The organism is Pseudomonas sp. LBUM1671 (assembly GCF_059695685.1).
On record NZ_CP166782.1, the window covers coordinates 2,301,681 to 2,316,609 of the forward strand.

A 14,929-nucleotide genomic window follows, 5' to 3' on the forward strand; every position below is an offset into this window, starting at 1 on the left:
TCGCAGCCGAACGGGGATAAATCCCCTCGCCACACAAGCTCTCTTGCCACAAAAGCTCGCTCTCACAAGGTCAGCTGCGTCTGTAACAGGCGCTGCGCCCATCAGGTTTCAAAGGATTTGCGATGAGCAATAACGCGTCTTTCACGCCGCCCAGCCTGCTGCTCAGCACCATCGGCCTGTCGCTGGCGACTTTCATGCAAGTGCTCGACACGACCATTGCCAACGTGGCGCTGCCGACGATTTCCGGCAACCTGGGTGTGAGTTCGGAGCAGGGCACCTGGGTGATCACTTCGTTTGCGGTGAGCAACGCCATCGCGCTGCCGCTGACCGGTTGGCTCAGCCGGCGCTTTGGTGAGGTGAAGCTGTTTCTCTGGGCGACCATTCTTTTTGTAGTGGCCTCGTTTCTCTGCGGTATCTCGACCTCGATGCCCGAGCTTATTGGCTTCCGGGTGTTGCAAGGCCTGGTGGCCGGTCCGTTGTACCCGATGACCCAGACGCTGCTGATCGCGGTCTATCCGCCCGCCAGGCGCGGCATGGCCCTGGCGTTGCTGGCGATGGTCACGGTGGTCGCGCCGATTGCCGGCCCGATCCTCGGCGGCTGGATTACCGACAGTTACAGCTGGCCGTGGATCTTCTTCATCAACGTGCCAATCGGCATCTTCGCGGTGATGGTGGTGCGTCAGCAACTCAAGGCACGCCCGGTGGAAACCAGCCGTCAACCGATGGATTACGTCGGGCTGATCACTTTGATCATCGGCGTCGGCGCGTTGCAGGTGATCCTCGACAAGGGCAACGACCTCGACTGGTTCGAATCGAACTTCATCCTCATCGGCGCGGCGATTTCAGTGATCGCGCTGGCGGTGTTCGTGATCTGGGAAATGACCGACAAGCATCCGGTGGTCAACCTGCGGTTGTTTGCGTATCGCAACTTCCGCATCGGCACCATCGTGCTGGTGTTGGGTTATGCCGGGTTCTTCGGCATCAATCTGATCCTGCCGCAATGGCTGCAAACCCAGATGGGCTACACGGCGACATGGGCGGGGCTGGCGGTGGCGCCGATCGGGATTCTGCCGGTGTTGATGTCGCCGTTTGTCGGCAAATATGCGCACAAGTTCGACCTGCGGCTGCTGGCCGGTCTGGCGTTTTTGGCGATTGGCCTGAGCTGCTTCATGCGCGCCGGGTTCACCAACGAAGTGGACTTCCAGCACATCGCCCTGGTGCAGCTGTTCATGGGTATTGGCGTGGCGTTGTTCTTCATGCCGACCTTGAGCATCCTGATGTCGGACCTGCCACCGAGCCAGATCGCCGACGGCGCTGGTCTGGCGACGTTTCTACGGACGTTGGGCGGTAGTTTTGCGGCGTCGCTGACCACATGGATCTGGATTCGCCGGGCGGATCAGCATCACGCCTATATGAGCGAAAGCATCAGCACTTATGAACCGGCGACCCGTGAGGCACTGAATGCGCTGGGCGGGGCGGGCAACCCGGCGTATGCGCAGCTGGATCATGTGCTGACCAGCCAGGCGTACATGCTCTCCACCGTGGATTACTTCACGTTGCTGGGGTGGGCGTTCATGGGTTTGATCGTGATTGTGTGGCTGGCGAAACCGCCGTTTGCCGCGAAGGCGGGGCCGGCGGCGTCTGGGCATTGAGGGTACGGCTCAGGAGCCACTCCTCACCCTAACCCTCTCCCCGGAGGGGCGAGGGGACTGGCCGAGTTGTTCTTTTGATTTACATCGACCTGGAAGCCCGAGTCGAACTCAGGTCTGGAAAATGATGGAGATCTGCTCCCTTTCCCCTCTCCCCACTGGGGAGAGGGCTGGGGTGAGGGTGGCTCTCAGCCGTTTGGCAATGCCAATTGTGGCGGCGTACCAAAATCAAACGGCGCCAGCGCAAACCCTTGCTCATCCACCTGCAACGCCCAGCCTTGACGGTCCCAATCCCCCAGCACAATGCGTTTGGCTGCCTGCTCGCCAATCTGCAACTTGTGAATGGCCGGGCGATGGGTGTGCCCATGGATCAGGGTTTTCACGCCATATGCCTGCATGATCCGCGGCACTTCGTCTGGCGTGACATCGACAATGTCATTGGCCTTCATCCGCGTCTGGGCCCGGCTTTCGCTGCGCAGTTTGCGCGCCAGTTTATGCCGTGCGCGCAGTGGCAAGTGCCGCAGGATGAACAGGGTGATCGGGTTGCGCAGATAGCGACGCAGCTTCATATAAGCCTCGTCGCGGGTGCAGAGGCTGTCGCCGTGCATCAAGAGCACCGGCTCACCGTTGAACTGCACGACACTCGGGTCCTTCAGCAATGTGCAGCCGGCCTGTTTGCAAAAGGCCTGGCCGAGCATGAAGTCGCGATTGCCGTGCATCAGAAAAATCGCCGTGCCGCTGTCGCTAAGGGTGCGCAGGGCCTGGCAGATGGAACGCTGGAATGGCGTCATGGCATCGTCGCCAATCCACGCCTCGAAAAAGTCGCCCAGAATGTACAGCGCACTCGCCGAGCGGGCGCGTCCGGCGAGCAAATCCAGAAACGCCCGGGTAATGTCCGGGCGCTCCTCTTCCAGATGCAAGTCTGAAATCAGCAGTATCACGCTTCGATGATCTCGGCTTTCTCGATGATCACGTCTTCTGCTGGCACGTCCTGGTGGCCGGACTTCATGGTGGTGGAAACACCTTTGATCTTGTCGACAACGTCGGTGCCTTCAACGACTTTGGCGAATACGGCGTAGCCCCAGCCCTGAGTGGTCTTGGCGCTGTGGTTCAGGAAGCTGTTGTCAGCCACGTTGATGAAGAACTGGGCGGAAGCCGAATGCGGCTCCATGGTGCGAGCCATGGCGACGGTGTATTTGTCGTTCGGCAGGCCGTTGTCGGCTTCGTTCTGGATGCTTGGGCGCTTGTCTTTCTTTTCTTTCATGCCTGGCTCGAAACCGCCGCCCTGGATCATGAAGTTACCGATGACGCGGTGGAAAACGGTGTTTTCGTAGTGACCGGCGTTGACGTACTCGATGAAGTTGGCAACGGTCAGCGGTGCCTTTTCAGCGTTCAGTTCCAGGACGATGTCGCCATGGTTGGTGGTGAGTTTGACTTGGGTCATGATCGTGGACTCTTTTAGGAGATGCGTTTTATATGAATTCGTGGGTTTCGGGGCGTTACAGCCCCCAACCGGTCTGGCCAGCAACAGCCAAGGTGCGCAGTTTAGCGTGCCGGGCGCGAATTTCGAGGCTGTTTTTCATTTGCATCCGATTAAATGCAGCCGTTTTCGGGCCTGCTCTGTCAGCGACTTGACGGCATCGGCTATGATAAGCCCCTTTGTTTTAACAGCCGCTTTGATTTGGCCAACTGGCCGCGCACTTGTACGTTCAAGGATCCTATGAGCAAGCCCACTGTCGACCCTACCTCGAATTCCAAGACCGGCCCTGCCGTGCCGGTCAATTTCCTGCGCCCGATCATCCAGGCGGACCTGGACTCGGGTAAGCACACGCAGATCGTCACCCGTTTCCCGCCTGAGCCCAACGGCTACCTGCACATCGGTCACGCCAAGTCGATTTGCGTGAACTTCGGCCTGGCCCAGGAATTTGGCGGCGTCACGCACCTGCGTTTCGACGACACCAACCCGGCCAAGGAAGACCAGGAATACATCGACGCGATCGAAAGCGACGTCAAATGGCTGGGCTTCGAATGGTCCGGTGAAGTGCGCTATGCCTCGCAGTATTTCGACCAGCTGCACGACTGGGCCGTCGAGCTGATCAAGGCCGGCAAGGCCTACGTCGACGACCTGAGCCCGGAACAGGCCAAGGAATATCGTGGCACGCTGACAGAGCCAGGCAAGAACAGCCCGTTCCGTGACCGCTCCGTGGAAGAAAACCTCGACTGGTTCGCCCGCATGCGTGCCGGCGAATTCCCGGACGGCGCACGCGTGCTGCGGGCCAAGATCGACATGGCTTCGCCGAACATGAACCTGCGCGACCCGATCATGTACCGCATCCGTCACGCGCATCACCACCAGACCGGCGACAAGTGGTGCATCTACCCGAACTATGACTTCACCCACGGTCAGTCGGACGCCATCGAAGGCATCACCCACTCGATCTGCACCCTGGAGTTCGAAAGCCACCGTCCGCTGTACGAGTGGTTCCTGGAGAACCTGCCGGTCCCGGCGAACCCGCGTCAGTACGAATTCAGCCGCCTGAACCTGAACTACACCATCACCAGCAAGCGCAAGCTCAAGCAACTGGTCGATGAAAAGCACGTTCATGGCTGGGACGATCCGCGCATGTCCACGCTGTCGGGCTTCCGCCGCCGTGGCTACACGCCTGCGTCGATCCGCAATTTCTGCGACATGGTCGGCACCAACCGTTCTGACGGCGTCGTCGATTTCGGTATGCTCGAGTTCAGCATCCGTCAGGATCTGGATCAGAACGCTCCGCGCGCCATGTGCGTGCTGCGTCCGTTGAAGGTGGTGATCACCAACTACCCGGAAGACCAGGTCGAGAACCTCGAACTGCCGCGTCATCCGCAGAAAGAAGAACTGGGCGTGCGCAAGCTGCCGTTCGCCCGTGAAATCTACATCGACCACGATGACTTCATGGAAGAGCCGCCAAAAGGCTACAAGCGCCTGGAGCCGAACGGCGAAGTGCGTCTGCGCGGCAGCTACGTGATTCGTGCCGATGAAGCGATCAAGGACGCCGACGGCAACATCGTTGAACTGCGTTGCTCCTATGACCCGGAAACCCTCGGCAAGAACCCTGAAGGCCGCAAGGTCAAAGGCGTGGTGCACTGGGTGCCGGCCGCGGCCAGCGTCGAGTGCGAAGTGCGTCTTTACGATCGCCTGTTCCGCTCTGCGAACCCTGAGAAGGCCGAAGACAGCGCCAGTTTCCTGGACAACATCAACCCTGACTCGCTGCAAGTCCTCACCGGTTGTCGTGCTGAGCCTTCGCTGGGCAATGCACAGCCGGAAGACCGTTTCCAGTTCGAGCGCGAAGGTTACTTCTGCGCGGATATCAAGGACTCGAAACCAGGTGCTCCGGTATTCAACCGTACCGTGACCTTGCGTGATTCGTGGGGCCAGTGATTCAAGGAACCTCTAACGTGCTTTCGATCTACAACACGCTCACCAAGAGCAAAGAAGTTTTCAAGCCGCTGGATGGCAACAATGTGCGCATGTACGTCTGCGGGATGACCGTGTACGACTACTGCCACATTGGCCATGGCCGCAGCATGGTCGCGTTCGACCTGGTGACCCGCTGGTTGCGGTTCAGCGGTTATAACCTGACGTATGTGCGCAACATCACCGACATCGAAGACAAGATCATCAATCGGGCCAAGGAGAACGGCGAGCCGTTCGACGTGCTGACCGAGCGCATGATCACCGCGATGCACGAGGACGAGGCGCGCCTCAACATCCTCAAGCCGGACATGGAACCGCGGGCCACCGATCATATTCCGGGCATGCTGAGCATGATCCAGACCCTGATCGACAAGGGTTACGCCTACGCCCCGGGCAATGGCGACGTCTACTACCGCGTCGCCAAGTTCATGGGCTACGGCAAGCTGTCGCGCAAGAAGATCGAAGACCTGCGCATCGGCGCACGGATCGAAGTCGACGAGTCGAAACAGGACCCGCTGGACTTCGTGCTGTGGAAAGCCACCAAGCCGGGCGAACCGAGCTGGGAATCGCCGTGGGGCGCCGGGCGTCCGGGCTGGCACATCGAGTGCTCGGTGATGTCGACCTGCTGCCTCGGCGAGACCTTCGACATTCATGGCGGCGGCAGCGACCTCGAGTTCCCGCACCACGAAAACGAAATCGCCCAGAGCGAAGCGGCCACCGGCAAGACCTACGCCAACGCGTGGATGCATTGCGGCATGATTCGCATCAATGGCGAGAAGATGTCCAAGTCCTTGAACAACTTCTTCACCATTCGCGACGTGCTGGAAAAGTACCACCCGGAAGTCGTGCGTTACCTGCTGGTGTCGAGCCACTACCGCAGCGCGATCAACTATTCGGAAGACAACCTCAAGGACGCCAAAGGCGCACTCGAGCGTTTCTACCATGCGTTGAAAGGCCTGCCGAACGTGGCGCCGGCTGGCGGCGAAGCCTTTGTCGAGCGCTTCACCCAGGTGATGAACGACGACTTCGGCACGCCGGAAGCCTGCGCGGTGCTGTTCGAGATGGTGCGCGAGATCAACCGTCTGCGTGAGAGCGATCTTGATGGGGCGGCGGGTCTGGCGGCGCGCTTGAAGGAACTGGCCAGCGTGCTGGGCGTGTTGCAGCTTGAGGCGGATGACTTCCTGCAGGCCGGTGCCGAAGGGCGGGTTGATGCGGCTGAGGTTGATGCGCTGATTGCTGCGCGTCTGGCGGCTCGTGCGGGTAAAGACTGGGCAGAGTCCGACCGTATCCGCGACCAGTTGACCGCGATGGGCGTGGTGCTGGAAGACGGGAAGGGCGGTACGACCTGGCGCTTGGCTGACTGATTGCTGTGATTGCTACAAACAAAACCCGCCTTGTGCGGGTTTTTGTTTTTTGGGTAGCTGCAAGTCTGGTGGCGCCTCGACTGGCGCCATCGCGAGCAGGCTCGCTCCCACATTGGGTCTTCGCCAGGTTGAGCTCTGTGTTCGACACCATTCCCTGTGGGAGCGAGCCTGCTCGCGATGGTCTCCAGCCGAACGCAAACAGTGCGGCCTGCTTGTCATTCAGCCTGGCGCAACCGCTTGTATAAGGTGTTGCGGCTGACTCCGAGACGCCGGGCGAGGTGCGAAATATTCCCCCCAGCCGCCTGCAACAACCGATTCAAATCCTCGGCATCATTCAAATCCACCGCCAGCGGCTCTTGCGATTCCACCGGCTCCATCTCCAGATCGACAAAAAAATCATCCGGCAAATGCTCCGGCCGTACCGGTTGTTCTTCGGCCATGGCCAGCGCCACCTGCATCACGCTGCTGACCTGACGTAAATTCCCTGGCCACGGATGCCGGCCGAACAACTCCATCACTTCACGGCTCAATCCGGCCCACTGCGATGGTTCGCGATGCTGTTCCCACAAGCGCTTGAACAGCGCCTGTTTGTCGCTGCGTTCCCGTAGCGGCGGCAATTCCAGGGTCAAGCCGCCGATCCGGTAGTAAAGATCCTCGCGAAACCGGCCGAGCTGCACCTGCTCACGCAACGAGCGGTTGGTCGCCGAAATAATGCGGATGTCCACCGGGAACAACTCGCTGCTGCCCACCGGTTGCACGCAACGCTCCTGCAAAACCCTTAACAGCCGAGCTTGAGTCGGCAACGGCATGTCACCAATTTCGTCGAGGAACAGCGTGCCTTTATCCGCCTTGCGGATGAGGCCGATGCTGCCTTTCTGATTGGCACCCGTGAATGCACCTTTCTCGTAGCCAAACAGTTCGGATTCCACCAGTTCGGCGGGGATCGCTGCGCAGTTGACGGCGATGAATGGATTTTTGCTGCGGGAACTGGCCTGATGCAGGGCTTTGACAAAGACTTCCTTGCCGACCCCGGTTTCACCGTGGATCAACAACGGAATGTCTTTTTCCAGCAATCGTTCGGCCTGGCGCACGGCTTTTTCCACGCGAATGTCGCCGAAATGCAGGGTATTGAGGCTGATCGCAGCGGGCGCGGCCACGGCCGGTTCCGCGCTTTTGGTTTCAGAAAACAGTCTAGCTTGAACCGGCACCTGTTTTGGCCGTTTCAACAGGCATTGAAAACGGTTGCGCCCGGAGGCTTGCAGCGCAAAAGGCAGGCCTTCCGGTTGGTTCAGCAATTCCAGCAACGACACTTTGAACAGGCTCTCGACACTGACCCGCGACAGGCTGATACCCAGCAGATTGTCAGCCCGGCGATTGGCGGACAGCACCTGGCCGGTTTCATCGAAGATCAACAAGCCGGCCCATTGGCTGTCGAGGTTGTTCAGCCCGGTGTTGAAGGTCAGTTGAAAATGCTGACCGTGAAAGAGGTTGAGGATCAGCCGGTTTTCGACGGTCTGGCTCATCATCTTGACCATGCCGAGGGTGTGGGACGGCGGCAGGTAGCTGTCGCTGGACACGTCCAGCACCGCGATTACCTTGCGCTCGGCATCGAAAATCGGCGCGGCGGAACCGGTCATGAAACGGTTGGCCTTGAGGAAATGCTCATCGTGCTCGATGTGCACCGCCTGCTCGCAGGCCAGCGCAGTGCCGATCGCGTTGGTGCCGCTGCAACGCTCCATCCAGCTGGCCCCGGCGCTAAAGCCGCGGGTCAGGCTCGGTTCGATAAAACGCTGGGTGCCCCAGGACGTCAGCACCTGGCCCTGATTGTCGGCGAGCATGATCAGGCAGTTGGAATTACTCAGGATGTTTTCGTAATACGGCAGGACTTCCTGATGCGTGGTCTGCACCAGCGAATGCTGGCTTTCCAGCAACTGGGCGATGCCTTCGGCGGGCAACTGATCAAAGGCCGGGGCGCTTTGATGGTTGAGGCCGAACGCGCGACAGCGGGACCAGGAGTCCTGGATGATGGTGTCGTGGGAGAGCGGCGAGGCAGGTACGGCCATGGCAGTCGATCTCTGAGCATTATTATTTTTGTTATGTGCAGCGCGATTCATGTAGCAGCTGGCGGAGCCTGCGTTCGGCGACGCAGTGGTCGTAAAACCTGCATGTGCGGTCATCCTGACACATCGCGCTGCTTGATTTCACGACGACTGCGTCGCCGAACGCAGGCTCCGCCAGCTGCTACAGGATCGTGGTGAATTCGGATAATCGTGTCACAAAAGCATCCGTAGAGTGTTGTTCACTATTGTTCATTGTCAACGGCTGGATTGTTCAATTGTTCAGTCGCGGTTGTTCATTTCTGTTCAGCATCGAAAGCGGTTTTGTCGCTGCCTTGAAGATTTTCAAAGTAGTTCAACAACTTACATTTTCTGGCATGAAACTCGCTCTACAGCCTGGGTCGCTTGACTCCAAATAATAAAAAGGCCGAGCCATGTCATTAACCCTGGAGCACGTCAGCCGTACCGTCGAGGGCCAGACCTGGATCGACGATGCGTGCCTTAGTTTCGAAGCCGGATCCTTCAACGTTTTGCTTGGGCGTACGCTGTCCGGCAAAACCAGTCTCATGCGCCTGATGGCCGGGCTGGACAAGCCCGACAGCGGCCGCATCCTGATGAACGGCGTCGACGTCACCCAACGCCCGGTGCGTTTGCGCAACGTGTCGATGGTCTATCAGCAGTTCATCAACTACCCGACCATGACGGTGTTCGAGAACATCGCCTCGCCGTTACGCCAGGGTGGCGTTTCCAATGAGCTGATCCAGAGCAAAGTGCTGGAAACCGCGAAGATGCTGCGCATCGAGAAATTCCTCAAGCGCTATCCGCTGGAGCTTTCTGGCGGCCAGCAACAGCGCACCGCGATGGCCCGGGCGTTGGTCAAGGATGCCGAATTGATCCTGTTCGACGAGCCGCTGGTCAACCTCGACTACAAGTTGCGCGAAGAACTGCGTCAGGAAATGCGCGAGCTGTTCAAGGCCCGGCACACCATTGCGATTTATGCCACCACCGAACCCAACGAAGCGCTGGCCCTGGGCGGCACCACCACCATTCTTCACGAAGGCCGGGTGATCCAGAGCGGTAAATCCTCGGAGGTCTATCACCAGCCACAAACGGTGCTGGCGGCGGAGCTGTTCTCCGAGCCGCCGATCAACCTGATGCCGGGCCGTATCGCGGGCAACGAAGTCAGCTTCGCCAATTTCGTGCATTTCCCATTGAACGTCGATTTGCGCCCGGTGGGCGAGGGCGAGTTCCGTTTCGGCGTGCGCCCAAGCCATATCTCACTGGTGCCGAGCAACGACGATGACCTCGAACTTGCGGTAACCGTCGAGGTGGCCGAGATCAGCGGTTCGGAAACCTTCCTGCATGTGCGCAACGAGCATTTCCTGCTGGTGCTGCACTTGCCCGGCGTTCACGAATACGACGTCGATGCGCCGATCCGGATCTATATCCCGACCCATAAACTGTTTGTGTTCGATGCGCAGGGGCGGCTGGTCCAGGCGCCCGGTCGCCGTATCGCGAGGGTTGCCTGATGGCCGAAATCCGTTTGCAGAACCTCGCCCACAGCTACACCAGCATGCCGACCGGTCCCGAGGATTACGCGATCCGCGAGATGGACCACGTCTGGGAGCAGGGCGGTGCTTATGCCTTGCTCGGGCCTTCGGGTTGCGGCAAGTCGACGTTGCTCAACATCATTTCCGGGTTGCTCAGCCCGTCCCAGGGCCAGGTGCTGTTCGACAGCAAAGTGGTCAACGACCTGACTCCCGAGAAGCGCAATATCGCCCAGGTTTTCCAGTTTCCGGTGGTCTACGACACCATGACGGTGTTCGACAACCTGGCCTTCCCGCTGCGCAATCAGGGCATGGCCGAGGCGAAAATTCACAGCAAGGTGCAGGAAATTGCCGAGGTACTCGACCTCCAGGCGCTGCTGAGCAAAAAGGCGCGCAACCTCACTGCCGATGAAAAACAGAAAGTCTCCATGGGCCGTGGGCTGGTGCGCGACGACGTCTCGGCCATCCTGTTTGATGAGCCGCTGACGGTAATCGACCCGCACCTGAAGTGGAAACTGCGGCGCAAGCTCAAGCAGATCCACGAGCAGTTCAACATCACCATGGTCTACGTCACCCACGATCAGCTGGAGGCCTCGACCTTCGCTGACAAGATCGCGGTGATGTACGGCGGGCAGATCGTGCAATTCGGCACCCCGCGCGAATTGTTCGAGCGGCCGACCCACACCTTTGTCGGCTATTTCATCGGCAGTCCGGGGATGAACCTGATCGAGGTGCAGCCGCAGCCGGGCGGCGTCGGGTTTGCTTCAACGCATTTGCCTTTGTCCGACGCCCAGCAGAAACGAATCGCCGAATCGGAATGGAAAACCCTGAAGGTCGGCATCCGTCCGGAGTTCGTGCACGTGTGGGACGAGCCGTTCGATGACGCGATGCAGGCACAAGTCGTACACGTCGAAGACCTCGGCACCTACAAGATCATGACCCTGAACCTCGACGGCGCGCCGTTGAAAGTGCGTCTGGCCGAAGACAAACCGGTGCCGGAAGGCACGGCCTGGATCAGCTTCCCGGCGCAGTGGTTGATGGTCTATGCGGACGATTACCTTCTGCCAGCGCAAGCCAATAATGAGGTGCAGCCATGAACAAGGTGCAGAACAACAAGGCCTGGTGGCTGGTGCTGCCGGTGTTTCTGCTGGTGGCGTTCAGTGCGGTGATCCCGATGATGACCGTGGTCAACTACTCGGTGCAGGACATCTTCGACCAGTCCAGCCGCTACTTCGTCGGCGCCGACTGGTACAAGCAGGTGCTGCTCGATCCACGGTTGCACGACTCGCTGCTGCGGCAATTCATCTATTCCGCCTGCGTATTGCTGATCGAAATCCCCCTGGGCATCGCCATCGCCCTGACCATGCCGACCAAGGGGCGGTGGTCGTCGCTGGTGCTGATTATCCTGGCGATTCCGCTGCTGATTCCGTGGAACGTGGTCGGCACTATCTGGCAGATTTTCGGTCGTGCGGACATCGGTCTGCTCGGTGCCAGCCTCAAGGCCATGGGTATCAACTACAACTACGCGGCCAACACCATGGACGCCTGGGTCACGGTGCTGGTGATGGACGTCTGGCACTGGACCTCGCTGGTGGCGCTGTTGTGCTTCTCCGGGTTGCGGGCGATTCCGGACGTGTACTACCAGGCAGCGCGGATTGATCGGGCATCGTCCTGGGCGGTTTTCCGACATATCCAGCTGCCCAAGCTCAAGAGCGTGCTGCTGATCGCGGTGATGCTGCGCTTCATGGACAGTTTCATGATCTACACCGAACCGTTCGTACTCACGGGTGGCGGGCCGGGCAATGCCACAACCTTCTTGAGTCAGACGTTGACCCAGATGGCTGTAGGGCAATTCGACCTCGGTCCGGCGGCGGCTTTCTCGCTGGTGTACTTCCTGATCATCCTGTTGGTGTCCTGGCTGTTCTACACCGCCATGACTCACTCTGACGCCAACCGCTGAGGTCCGCCATGAGCAAGAGAAAGCTGATTCCGTTGCTGATCTACATCCTGTTCCTGCTGGTGCCGATCTACTGGCTGCTGAACATGTCCTTCAAGAGCAACACCGAAATCCTCGGCGGCCTGACGCTGTTTCCGCAGGATTTCACCTTTGCCAACTACAAGGTGATCTTCACCGATCCGAGCTGGTACACCGGTTACCTCAACTCGCTGTACTACGTGAGCCTGAACACGATCATTTCCCTGAGCGTGGCGTTGCCGGCGGCCTACGCGTTCTCGCGGTATCGCTTTCTGGGTGACAAGCACCTGTTTTTCTGGCTGCTGACCAACCGCATGGCGCCACCGGCGGTGTTCCTGTTGCCGTTCTTCCAGCTGTATTCCTCGATTGGTCTGTTCGACACGCACATCGCCGTGGCGCTGGCCCATTGCCTGTTCAACGTGCCGTTGGCGGTATGGATTCTGGAGGGCTTCATGTCCGGCGTTCCGAAAGAAATCGACGAGACCGCCTACATTGACGGCTACAGTTTCCCCAAGTTCTTCGTGAAGATTTTTGTCCCACTGATCGGCTCCGGGATCGGCGTCACGGCGTTCTTCTGCTTCATGTTTTCCTGGGTCGAACTGCTGCTGGCGCGGACGCTGACCTCGGTGAACGCCAAACCGATCGCGGCGGTGATGACCCGCACGGTCTCGGCGTCCGGCATCGACTGGGGCGTGCTGGCGGCGGCGGGGGTATTGACCATCCTGCCGGGCATGCTGGTGATCTGGTTTGTTCGCAACCACGTGGCCAAGGGCTTTGCCCTGGGCCGGGTCTGAGGAGCTGATGATGGAATGGATGAGCTGGACTGTCCCCACGGCGGCGTTCTTCATCGCCATTGGCCTGATTCTGGCGGGCATGACGACCTGGGAATTACGTTCGCCGAGTGTCCCTCGGCGTGGTTTCTTGCCGATTGCCACCACCCGTGGCGATCGGCTGTTTATCGGTCTTCTCGGCAGCGCCTACCTGCATTTGCTGGTAATCGGCGTCACCGACTGGAGCATCTGGGTTGCGTTCGCGTTGTCCCTGGTGTGGCTGTTGGCTGTGATGCGTTGGGGCTAGTCGAAATCGATCGGCAATGTTGCTCCGAAAACCAAACAGGAGGTCTCTATGTTCGACAAAAACAATAAGCTGCGACATAGCATTTCATTGGCAGCCATGCTGGCACTCAGCGGTCTGAGCGCTTCGGCCTGGGCCGATGCCTACGAAGACGCCGCGAAGAAATGGATCGGCAGCGAATTCAAACCGTCCACCCTCACGCCAGACCAGCAGCTCGAAGAGCTGAAGTGGTTCATCAAGGCCGCCGAGCCGTTTCGCGGGATGAGCATCAAGGTGGTCTCGGAAACCATCGCGACCCACGAATATGAATCCAAAACGCTGGCCAAGGCCTTCACCGAAATCACCGGGATCAAGCTGACCCACGACTTGCTGCAGGAAGGCGACGTGGTGGAAAAGCTGCAAACCCAGATGCAGTCGGACAAAAACATCTATGACGGTTGGGTCAACGACTCGGACCTGATCGGTACGCACTTTCGCTACGGCAAGACCGAATCGATCACCGACCTGATGGCCAACGAAGGCAAGAACTTCACTTCGCCGACCCTGGACCTCAAGGACTTTATCGGCATTTCGTTCACCACTGCACCGGACGGCAAGATCTATCAATTGCCTGACCAACAGTTCGCCAACCTGTACTGGTTCCGTGCCGACTGGTTCGAGCGGCCAGAGCTCAAAGCCAAGTTCAAGGAAAAGTACGGCTACGAATTGGGTGTGCCGGTGAACTGGTCGGCCTATGAAGACATCGCCAAGTTCTTCAGCGAAGACGTCAAGGAGATCGACGGCAAGCGTGTCTACGGGCACATGGACTACGGCAAGAAAGACCCGTCTCTCGGCTGGCGCTTCACCGATGCCTGGTTCTCCATGGCCGGTGCCGGCGACAAAGGCATTCCCAATGGCTTGCCGGTGGACGAGTGGGGCATCCGCGTCGAGGATTGCCACCCGGTCGGTTCCAGCGTAACCCGTGGCGGCGACACCAACGGCCCGGCGGCGGTCTATGCGACGCAGAAATACGTCGACTGGCTCAAGGCCTACGCACCACCGGAAGCAGCGGGCATGACCTTCTCCGAATCCGGCCCGGTGCCGTCCCAAGGCAACATCGCCCAACAGATCTTCTGGTACACCGCGTTCACCGCCGACATGACCAAACCGGGTCTGCCGGTAATGAACGCCGACGGCACGCCGAAATGGCGCATGGCGCCATCACCCCGCGGACCGTACTGGGAAGAGGGCATGAAGCTGGGGTATCAGGACGTGGGTTCCTGGACGTTCATGAAATCCACGCCTGAGAAGCAGAAACTGGCGGCCTGGCTCTATGCGCAATTCGTGACCTCGAAAACCGTGTCGCTGAAGAAAACCATCGTCGGCCTGACGCCGATTCGTGAGTCGGACATCAACTCGCAAGCCATGACCGACCTGGCACCGAAACTCGGCGGCCTGGTGGAGTTCTACCGCAGCCCGGCCCGCGTGCAATGGACCCCGACCGGGACCAACGTGCCGGATTATCCACGTCTGGCTCAACTGTGGTGGAGCCACATCGCGGAAGCGGCCAGCGGCGAGAAGACTCCGCAACAGGCTCTGGATGGCCTGGCCAAGGATCAGGACGCGATCATGGCGCGTCTGGAACGCTCGAAGGCTCAAGCCACCTGCGCACCGAAAATGAACCCGGAGCGCGATGCTCAGTACTGGTTCGATCAGCCGGGTGCACCGAAGCCGAAACTGGCGAACGAGAAGCCTAAAGGTGAAACCGTGAGCTATGCCGAACTGCTGAAATCGTGGGAGGCGGCGCGCAAGTAACAGACCATCTGC

General features: G+C 59.4%; 12 protein-coding genes. 9 read left to right on the forward strand and 3 right to left on the reverse strand.

The window, feature by feature from the left end; genetic code table 11:
- The first annotated feature begins 122 nt into the window (after nucleotides 1-122).
- Nucleotides 123-1,652, forward strand: a complete 1,530-nt coding sequence (locus ACA060_RS10530; RefSeq protein WP_497317071.1) for a DHA2 family efflux MFS transporter permease subunit — start codon at nucleotides 123-125, stop codon at nucleotides 1,650-1,652.
- A 185-nt stretch (nucleotides 1,653-1,837) separates the two neighbouring features.
- Here ACA060_RS10530 and lpxH read toward each other — a convergent pair whose 3' ends face one another.
- Together lpxH and ACA060_RS10540 are read right to left on the reverse strand one after the other, a co-directional pair.
- A complete protein-coding gene (gene lpxH / locus ACA060_RS10535) occupies nucleotides 1,838-2,590 on the reverse strand; it encodes a UDP-2,3-diacylglucosamine diphosphatase (RefSeq protein ID WP_497317073.1) in 753 nt (250 codons plus the stop codon).
- Nucleotides 2,587-3,093 (reverse strand): peptidylprolyl isomerase, encoded by a 507-nt coding sequence (locus ACA060_RS10540; RefSeq protein ID WP_109629376.1) that lies wholly within the window; start codon nucleotides 3,091-3,093, stop codon nucleotides 2,587-2,589. The genes lpxH and ACA060_RS10540 overlap by 4 nt, the downstream gene beginning before the upstream one ends.
- A gap of 276 nt (nucleotides 3,094-3,369) precedes the next feature.
- Between ACA060_RS10540 and ACA060_RS10545 the strand changes: the two genes are divergently transcribed.
- Nucleotides 3,370-5,070, forward strand: a complete 1,701-nt coding sequence (locus tag ACA060_RS10545) for a glutamine--tRNA ligase/YqeY domain fusion protein (protein ID WP_497317075.1) — start codon at nucleotides 3,370-3,372, stop codon at nucleotides 5,068-5,070.
- Nucleotides 5,071-5,087: 17 nt separating this feature from the next.
- On the forward strand, nucleotides 5,088-6,470 hold the full coding sequence (gene cysS, locus ACA060_RS10550; protein ID WP_497317077.1) for a cysteine--tRNA ligase: 1,383 nt from the start codon (nucleotides 5,088-5,090) through the stop codon (nucleotides 6,468-6,470).
- A 215-nt stretch (nucleotides 6,471-6,685) separates the two neighbouring features.
- Here the strand turns inward: cysS and ACA060_RS10555 are convergent, their stop codons facing one another.
- Nucleotides 6,686-8,533, reverse strand: a complete 1,848-nt coding sequence (locus ACA060_RS10555) for a sigma-54-dependent Fis family transcriptional regulator (RefSeq protein ID WP_497317079.1) — start codon at nucleotides 8,531-8,533, stop codon at nucleotides 6,686-6,688.
- 428 nt (nucleotides 8,534-8,961) lie between these two features.
- On the opposite strand from ACA060_RS10555, the gene ACA060_RS10560 reads away from it, so the two are divergent.
- Genes ACA060_RS10560 through ACA060_RS10585 form a run of 6 tightly spaced genes read left to right on the forward strand, consistent with a single transcriptional unit; the run spans nucleotide 8,962 to nucleotide 14,917 of the window.
- Nucleotides 8,962-10,056, forward strand: coding sequence for an ABC transporter ATP-binding protein (locus ACA060_RS10560; RefSeq protein ID WP_497317081.1), 1,095 nt, complete (start codon nucleotides 8,962-8,964; stop codon nucleotides 10,054-10,056).
- Nucleotides 10,056-11,171: an ABC transporter ATP-binding protein gene (locus ACA060_RS10565; RefSeq protein WP_497317082.1), complete on the forward strand. Its 1,116-nt coding sequence runs from the start codon at nucleotides 10,056-10,058 to the stop codon at nucleotides 11,169-11,171. The genes ACA060_RS10560 and ACA060_RS10565 overlap by 1 nt, the downstream gene beginning before the upstream one ends.
- Complete coding sequence (locus tag ACA060_RS10570) at nucleotides 11,168-12,034, forward strand: carbohydrate ABC transporter permease (RefSeq protein WP_497317084.1); 867 nt, start codon at nucleotides 11,168-11,170, stop codon at nucleotides 12,032-12,034. Before ACA060_RS10565 ends, ACA060_RS10570 begins: the two co-directional genes overlap by 4 nt.
- A gap of 8 nt (nucleotides 12,035-12,042) precedes the next feature.
- A complete protein-coding gene (locus tag ACA060_RS10575; RefSeq protein ID WP_497317086.1) occupies nucleotides 12,043-12,843 on the forward strand; it encodes a carbohydrate ABC transporter permease in 801 nt (266 codons plus the stop codon).
- Between the two features lie 10 nt (nucleotides 12,844-12,853).
- The gene (locus ACA060_RS10580; protein WP_109629387.1) at nucleotides 12,854-13,126 is read left to right on the forward strand and encodes a DUF2160 domain-containing protein; all 273 of its coding nucleotides are present in this window, start codon (nucleotides 12,854-12,856) and stop codon (nucleotides 13,124-13,126) included.
- Nucleotides 13,127-13,174: 48 nt separating this feature from the next.
- A complete protein-coding gene (locus tag ACA060_RS10585; protein ID WP_497317088.1) occupies nucleotides 13,175-14,917 on the forward strand; it encodes an ABC transporter substrate-binding protein in 1,743 nt (580 codons plus the stop codon).
- Nucleotides 14,918-14,929: the final 12 nt, after the last annotated feature.